At 72.1% G+C, this 6,421-nt stretch carries 7 protein-coding genes; all 7 read left to right on the top strand.

The window, feature by feature from the left end:
* Window positions 1–102: 102 nt before the first annotated feature.
* The 7 genes from ACZ56B_RS32510 (at window position 103) to ACZ56B_RS32480 (ending at window position 6,202) form a co-directional block, all read left to right on the top strand.
* The gene (locus tag ACZ56B_RS32510) at window positions 103–753 is read left to right on the top strand and encodes an HAD family hydrolase (RefSeq protein ID WP_468798590.1); all 651 of its coding nucleotides are present in this window, start codon (window positions 103–105) and stop codon (window positions 751–753) included.
* Between the two features lie 249 nt (window positions 754–1,002).
* Window positions 1,003–2,175, top strand: coding sequence for an acetoin utilization protein AcuC (locus ACZ56B_RS32505; protein WP_468798587.1), 1,173 nt, complete (start codon window positions 1,003–1,005; stop codon window positions 2,173–2,175).
* Window positions 2,176–2,322: 147 nt separating this feature from the next.
* Window positions 2,323–3,138 (top strand): phosphatase, encoded by an 816-nt coding sequence (locus ACZ56B_RS32500; protein ID WP_468798584.1) that lies wholly within the window; start codon window positions 2,323–2,325, stop codon window positions 3,136–3,138.
* Window positions 3,139–3,267: 129 nt separating this feature from the next.
* Window positions 3,268–3,480: a helix-turn-helix domain-containing protein gene (locus ACZ56B_RS32495; RefSeq protein ID WP_019981034.1), complete on the top strand. Its 213-nt coding sequence runs from the start codon at window positions 3,268–3,270 to the stop codon at window positions 3,478–3,480.
* 154 nt (window positions 3,481–3,634) lie between these two features.
* Window positions 3,635–3,733, top strand: coding sequence for a 30S ribosomal protein bS22 (locus ACZ56B_RS32490; protein WP_003948845.1), 99 nt, complete (start codon window positions 3,635–3,637; stop codon window positions 3,731–3,733).
* A gap of 310 nt (window positions 3,734–4,043) precedes the next feature.
* Window positions 4,044–5,126 carry an NAD-dependent epimerase/dehydratase family protein gene (locus ACZ56B_RS32485; RefSeq protein ID WP_468798581.1) on the top strand — a complete coding sequence of 361 codons (1,083 nt, stop codon included), beginning with the start codon at window positions 4,044–4,046 and terminating at the stop codon, window positions 5,124–5,126.
* Window positions 5,127–5,140: 14 nt separating this feature from the next.
* A complete protein-coding gene (locus ACZ56B_RS32480; protein WP_468798578.1) occupies window positions 5,141–6,202 on the top strand; it encodes a lysophospholipid acyltransferase family protein in 1,062 nt (353 codons plus the stop codon).
* The last annotated feature ends 219 nt before the right edge of the window (window positions 6,203–6,421 follow it).

The raw sequence follows: 6,421 nt of genomic DNA, 5'->3' as shown, positions 1-6,421 counted from the left end.
ACTGCAGGGGGGACCCTGTGGGAGAGTAGGACGCCGCCGAACAATTGTTGGGGAGACCCCGCACCGATATGGTGCGGGGTCTTCTGCGTTTAGGGTCGAGATATGCGCTACGACCTCGTCATCTTCGACAACGACGGTGTTCTCGTCGACAGCGAACCGATTTCCAATCGGCTTCTGGCTGCCCACCTCACCGAGCTGGGGCACCCGACCTCGTACGAGGACTCCATCCGCGACTACATGGGTTCCGCCATGCACCGTGTGCACGATCTCATCGCGGAGCGGACCGGGCAGCAGCTGCCGGCGGACTTCGACGACGTGTTCCACGCCCGGGTCTTCGCCGCCTTCGAGCGGGAGTTGAAGCCGGTGGTGGGGGCCGTGGACGTACTCGAGAAGCTGACCGCGGACGCGGTGCCGTACTGCGTGGCCTCCTCCGGAAGCCACGAGCGGATCCGGGTGGGGCATCGGACGACGGGGCTCGACCGGTGGTTCGACGATGCGAGGATCTTCAGTTCGCAGGACGTGGGGCGGGGGAAGCCGGCGCCGGACCTGTTCCTGTACGCGGCCGAGCGGATGGGGGTCGCACCCGACCGGTGCGTGGTCGTCGAGGACAGCCCGCTGGGCGTCCGGGCGGCGGTCGCGGCCGGGATGGACGTGTACGGGTTCACCGCGATGACGCCCGCGGAGAAGCTGACCGGGGCCACGCGACTCTTCGGCGACATGTGCGAGTTGGCCGCGTTGCTCGACGAGAGCTGAACCGGGTTCCTCCTCGGACCGCCGTGCCGGTCCCGGCCGGTGCCGGGAGTCCCGCGACGGAGCGGCCGGTGAAGCGGGCACCGCCGAGCCGGGTGCTGCGGTGGTCGCGGCCGGAGGGCGCGGCCGTCGGGCTCGGGCGGCCGGTGCCGTCGCACCTGGTGATGACGGTGGCGTGCATCGGGGACCGGCGGTGTCCCACTGGAGTGCGAAGCACCTCCGTGCTTCGGCCGGACCGATACGGTGGCGGGCATGAGCGGCCGCGCACAGCTGATGTGGGACGAGGCAGTAACGGGCTACGACTTCGGCCGGGACCATCCGATGGACCCGGTCCGGCTCGCCCTGACCCGGAGTCTGGTCGGGGCCCTCGGGCTCGACCGCGAGGTGGAGGTGGTCGCGGCGAAGACGGCCGGGGAGTCGACGCTGCGGCTCGTCCACCGGCAGGACTACATCGACGCGGTGAAGGCCGCCTCCGCGGACCCGGGGGCCGCGGACCGGTCGTACGGGCTGGGGACGATCGACGATCCCGCGTTCGCCGGGATGCACGAGGTGTCGGCGCTGATCGCCGGGCAGTCGGTGGGGGCGGCGGAGGCCGTGTGGCACGGGGACGCCCTGCACGCGGTGAACTTCGCGGGCGGGCTGCACCACGCGATGCCGGGGGCCGCCTCCGGTTTCTGCGTGTACAACGACGCCTCGCTGGCCGTCGCCCGGCTGCTGGAGCTGGGCGCCGAGCGGGTCGCGTACGTCGACGTCGACGTGCACCACGGGGACGGGGTGCAGGCGGCGTTCTGGGAGGACCCGCGGGTGCTGACGATCTCGTTGCACGAGCATCCGCGGACGCTGTTCCCGCAGACCGGGTGGCCGGAGGAGACGGGGGCGGAGACCGCGGAGGGCAGCGCGGTCAACGTGGCCCTGCCGGCCGGGACCGGGGACGCCGGATGGCTGCGGGCGTTCCACTCCGTCGTGCCGGAGCTGCTCGCCCAGTTCCGGCCGCAGGTGCTGGTGACGCAGCACGGGGCCGACACGCACTTCGAGGACCCGCTGGCGCATCTGGCGGTGTCGCTGGACGCCCAGCGCGCGGTGCAGACGGCCTGCCACGAGCTGGCGCACACGTACGCCGACGGGCGGTGGGTGGCGCTGGGCGGCGGCGGGTACGCGGTGGTGGAGGTCGTGCCGCGGTCCTGGGCCCACCTGGTGGGGATCGCGGCCGGACGGCCCGTGGAGCCCACGACGATGATCCCCGAGAGCTGGCGGCAGGAGGTCTACGCCCGGACCCGGCAGCCGGCGCCGCGGCGGATGACCGACGGGCGGTGGCCGGTCTCCTGGGCGGCGTGGGACGCGGGGTACGACCCGGCGGACCGCCTGGACCAGGCGATCCTGGCGGCGCGGCGCGCGGTGTTCCCGCTGCGGGGGCTGCTGGCGTAGGCCAGGGGGCCGGGGCCCGGGCGCGCGGGTCCGGGGAGCCCGGGGGCGGGTGCCGGAGGGTGCGGGGCCGTGGGGCCGTTACGCCGACCGTGCGGTGTTCGCCGGTTCCGGGCACGTCCCGCCCCCGTGTCCCGCACCATCGTGTCCGTGCCGACCACCGCCGACCTCCGTGCCCACCTCCTGGCCGCCCGGCTCGCCGGGGTCGTGGGCACCACGCGGGAGGAGAGCCTGCGGAGCTACCGGCTGTTCGCCGCCCGGGACCCCCGGGTGCTGATCGGCCTGGATCCCGAGGGGGCCTGGGAGGAGCGGGAGCTGCTCGCGCTGATGGCGCGGAGGTGCGGGGTCTCGGCCGACCCCGGCCGTACTTCCGGCCAGGAGGTGATCGACCCCGAGCGGACCCTGGCCGCCCTGGACGCCTGCGCGGGGCGGCTGGCGGCCGTCGCCCGTCGGGGTGCGCCCGTGCTTCTCGGCACCGGTCACCCGCATCGGCTGCTCGGTTTCTACGCCGCTCTGGCAGACGCGCTGTCGGCGGCGGGATGTGCCGTCCTCACCCCGGCGCAGGGTCGCTGTGTCGACATAACGACCCGGTTCGGTCTACGTACGTACAACCTCGACTACGTACGGGGAGTCGGGCTCGTCCGCGGGGCCGCCCCGCAACGCCCCGGTTGTGAGCCCGGCGCACACACGCACTCCCCCCTCCCGGTTCGGGCCGCGCTCGACGCGGCCGCGGCGGTCGGCGGGCCGCTTCCGGAGCTGGTGATCGGGGACCACGGATGGGTCTGCGGGGCAGGTCAGCTGGGGTTCGAGGCCGTCGCGCTGGCCGATGTGAACGACCCGGCCCCGTTCGTCGGGGAGGCCGAGGGTGTCGTGTCCCTCGTCGTTCCACTTGACGACGGGGCGCGGTCCGGTCACTACCTGCCGCTGACCCGCTACGTACTCAAACGGGCGTGTCTGTCGCAGTAGGCCGCCGATGGGTGCACCTCTTCCCCACTCGCATCACCCGCCCCTACATTGGGGAGTGAGCACGCAGCGACGAAGAGTCACCGGAAGGGGAAGCCGGTGGCCGTCGAGTGCGGAAGGTGCAGGTGTGTCATGGCTGCAGCTGGCGAAAGGCCTCTGAACGAGGTTCAGTTCCTTACCGTGGCGGAGGTCGCCTCGGTGATGCGAGTGTCGAAGATGACCGTGTACCGGTTGGTGCACAGTGGTCATCTGCCCGCGATCCGGGTGGGGCGGTCCTTCCGCGTCCCCGAGCAAGCGGTTCACGACTACCTCCGCGAGAGCTATGTGGGGGTGGAAACCGCCTGACGGCGCGTCGGGGAGTCCTGTTCGGGGCACTCGTGGGGCTCCCCGGTCACCTCGATTACGACCTCAGCGCTCGGGCGGGTAGGCTAGCCCCTCGTAGGTCGTGTGGGCCCATGGCGCCCAAACACCGAGTGATGAGAAGTGAGCGAGGGTAGTCGTGGGCTCTGTTATCAAGAAGCGGCGCAAGCGGATGGCCAAGAAGAAGCACCGCAAGCTGCTCAAGCGCACGCGCGTTCAGCGTCGCAACAAGAAGTAAGCGACGCCGCGGAAGCGTGTCCAGTGGCCCCCCACCGCACTCCGGTGGGGGGCCACTGCCGTCTCGCGGGGGTTTTCGGGGTTTTCCCGGGCGTCTGCGGGGTTCCCGGGTGTTCTCCAGGGTCCCCGGTCCCCCGGACGCCCTCGAAGCTCCCTCGGGCGTTCTCGGCGCTCCCGGGCGGCGGGGCGCCCGGCCCGGTGCGTTCGTACGTCCGGGGCCGTCGTCACTTCACGCGTCGGGTGGACACCGCAGAGCGACGGCGACCCGCTAAGTTGACCGTCGGGGACAGGGCGAGAGGAAGGCGCTGATCTTGGGAAAGGTCGTGCTCGTGACCGGAGTGGCCCGCCAGCTGGGGGGCCGTTTCGTCCGGCGGATCCAGCGTGATCCCGAGGTGGAGCGGGTCGTCGCGGTGGACGCGGTCCCGCCCGAGCACCACCTGGGCGGCGCCGACTTCGTCCAGGCCGACATCCGCCAGCCCACCATCGCGCGGGTGCTCGCCGAGACGGGTGCCGACACGGTCGTCCACCTCGACGTCACGGGCACGCCGCTCGGCAGCGGCGGCCGGGCCGCGCTCAAGGAGACCAACGTCATCGGCACCATGCAGCTGCTCGGTGCCTGTCAGAAGTCCCCGCAGGTCAAGCGGCTGGTCGTGAAGTCCAGTACGAACGTCTACGGTTCCGCGCCCCGTGATCCGGCGGTCTTCGGCGAGACGACCCCGCCCAAGTCGCTGCCCAGCGGCGGCTTCGCGAAGGACACGGTCGAGGTCGAGGGCTACGTGCGCGGGTTCGCGCGCCGCCGTCCGGACGTCGCGGTGTGCGTGCTGAGGTTCGCCAACATCCTGGGCCCCACCGCGGACAGCCCGCTCGCCGCGTACTTCTCGCTCCCGGTCCTGCCGACCGTGTTCGGCTACGATCCGCGGCTGCAGTTCGTGCACGAGGACGACGTGATCGAGGTGCTGCGGATCGGCTCGCACGAACCGAGGCGCTCCACGCTCAACAGCGGTACCTTCAACATCGCCGGCGACGGCGTCCTGCTGCTCTCCCAGTGCTCCCGGCGGCTCGGCCGGCCCACCGTCCCCCTGTTGCTCCCCGCGGTCACCTGGGCGGGGTCGCTGGTGCGTACGCTGGGGATGACGGACTTCTCGCCCGAGCAGATCCGGTTGCTCACGCACGGACGGGTGGTGGCGACGGACCAGATGCGCGAGACGCTGGGCTTCACTCCGAAGTACACGACTGCGGAAACGTTTGGGGACTTCGTGCGCAGCCGCGGCCCCGGGCTGCTTCCGCCCGAGGCCCTCGCGAGGGCCGTCGACCGGATCGCCGCGCTTTCCCTGCCGGGCAGCCCGGGCGGCGGCCACCCCCCGACGCAGAGCCCGACGCAGAGCGCCAACTGAGGAGCGCAGCAACGATGGCGGACGCCAAGGTCATTCCGTTCGACGACGACCGCTCCCGTGGGGGCGCCGCGCAGCGCCCGTCGCGCCGCCGGGGCGGTGCGGGGAGCCGGCGCCCGGGCACGCAGCCCGCGGCGGTGGGGGAGGTGCAGCCCCTGCCGGGCGTGGCGTCCGCGGAGGAGGACGCCGCCATGCCCCGGGAGGGGGAGCCGTCCCCGCCGCCGGCCGGTGACGGCACCGGCGGGCTGGAACGGCGCGTCGCGAGCGGTCTGGCCTTCCTGCGCCGCCGCCTCACCGGGGAGTACGAGGTCGACGACTTCGGCTACGACGAGGAACTCACCACCCAGGTCCTGATGTCCCTGCTGCGCCCGGTGTACGAGAAGTACTTCCGGGTGGAGGTGAAGGGCATCGAGAACATCCCGTCCCGGGGCGGCGCCCTGATCGTCGCCAACCACTCCGGGACGCTGCCGCTGGACGGCCTGATGATGCAGGTCGCCGTGCACGACCATCATCCGGCCGACCGCCACCTGCGGCTGCTCGCGGCCGACCTGGTGTTCGTGCTGCCGGTGGTGAACGAGCTCGCCCGCAAGCTCGGGCACACCCTGGCCTGCGCGGAGGACGCCGAACGCCTCCTCGCCCAGGGGGAGCTGGTGGGGGTGATGCCGGAGGGCTTCAAGGGCATCGGCAAGCCCTTCGGGGAGCGGTACAAGCTCCAGCGGTTCGGCCGGGGCGGGTTCGTGTCCACCGCGCTGCGCCAGGGCGTCCCGATCGTCCCGTGCTCGATCGTCGGGGCGGAGGAGATCTATCCGATGATCGGCAACGCGAAGACGCTCGCGAGGCTGCTGGGTTTCCCGTACTTCCCGCTGACGCCGACCTTCCCGTGGCTGGGACCGCTCGGTGCGATCCCGCTGCCCACGAAGTGGACCATCCAGTTCGGGGAGGCGATCCCGACGGACGGGTACCCGCTGGAAGCGGCGGAGGACCCGATGCTGATGTTCAACCTGACCGACCAGGTGCGGGAGCAGATCCAGCACACGCTGTACAAGCTGCTGGTCCAGCGGCGGTCGGTGTTCTTCTGAGGGTTCTTCCGAGGGTTCTTCCGAGGCGGTCGCCGGTCCTTCCGGGGCGGGGCGCCGTGAGGGGTTTTTCCGGCGGTTCCGGGAGGCGCGCACGCGGGGGAAGGGGGGGGGGGGGGGGGGGGGGGGAGGGGGGGTGGGGGGGGGGGGGGGGGGGGGGGAGTTCCAATTGCCCTGTGCCTCCCGGCATCCTGTCACTCCGCATTGCTTGGGTGGGTATGG

This window comes from Streptomyces sp. NPDC034670 (assembly GCF_055574875.1).
The sequence above is the reverse complement of the archived record's forward strand: the minus strand, read 5'-3'. Positions and strand labels throughout refer to the sequence as shown.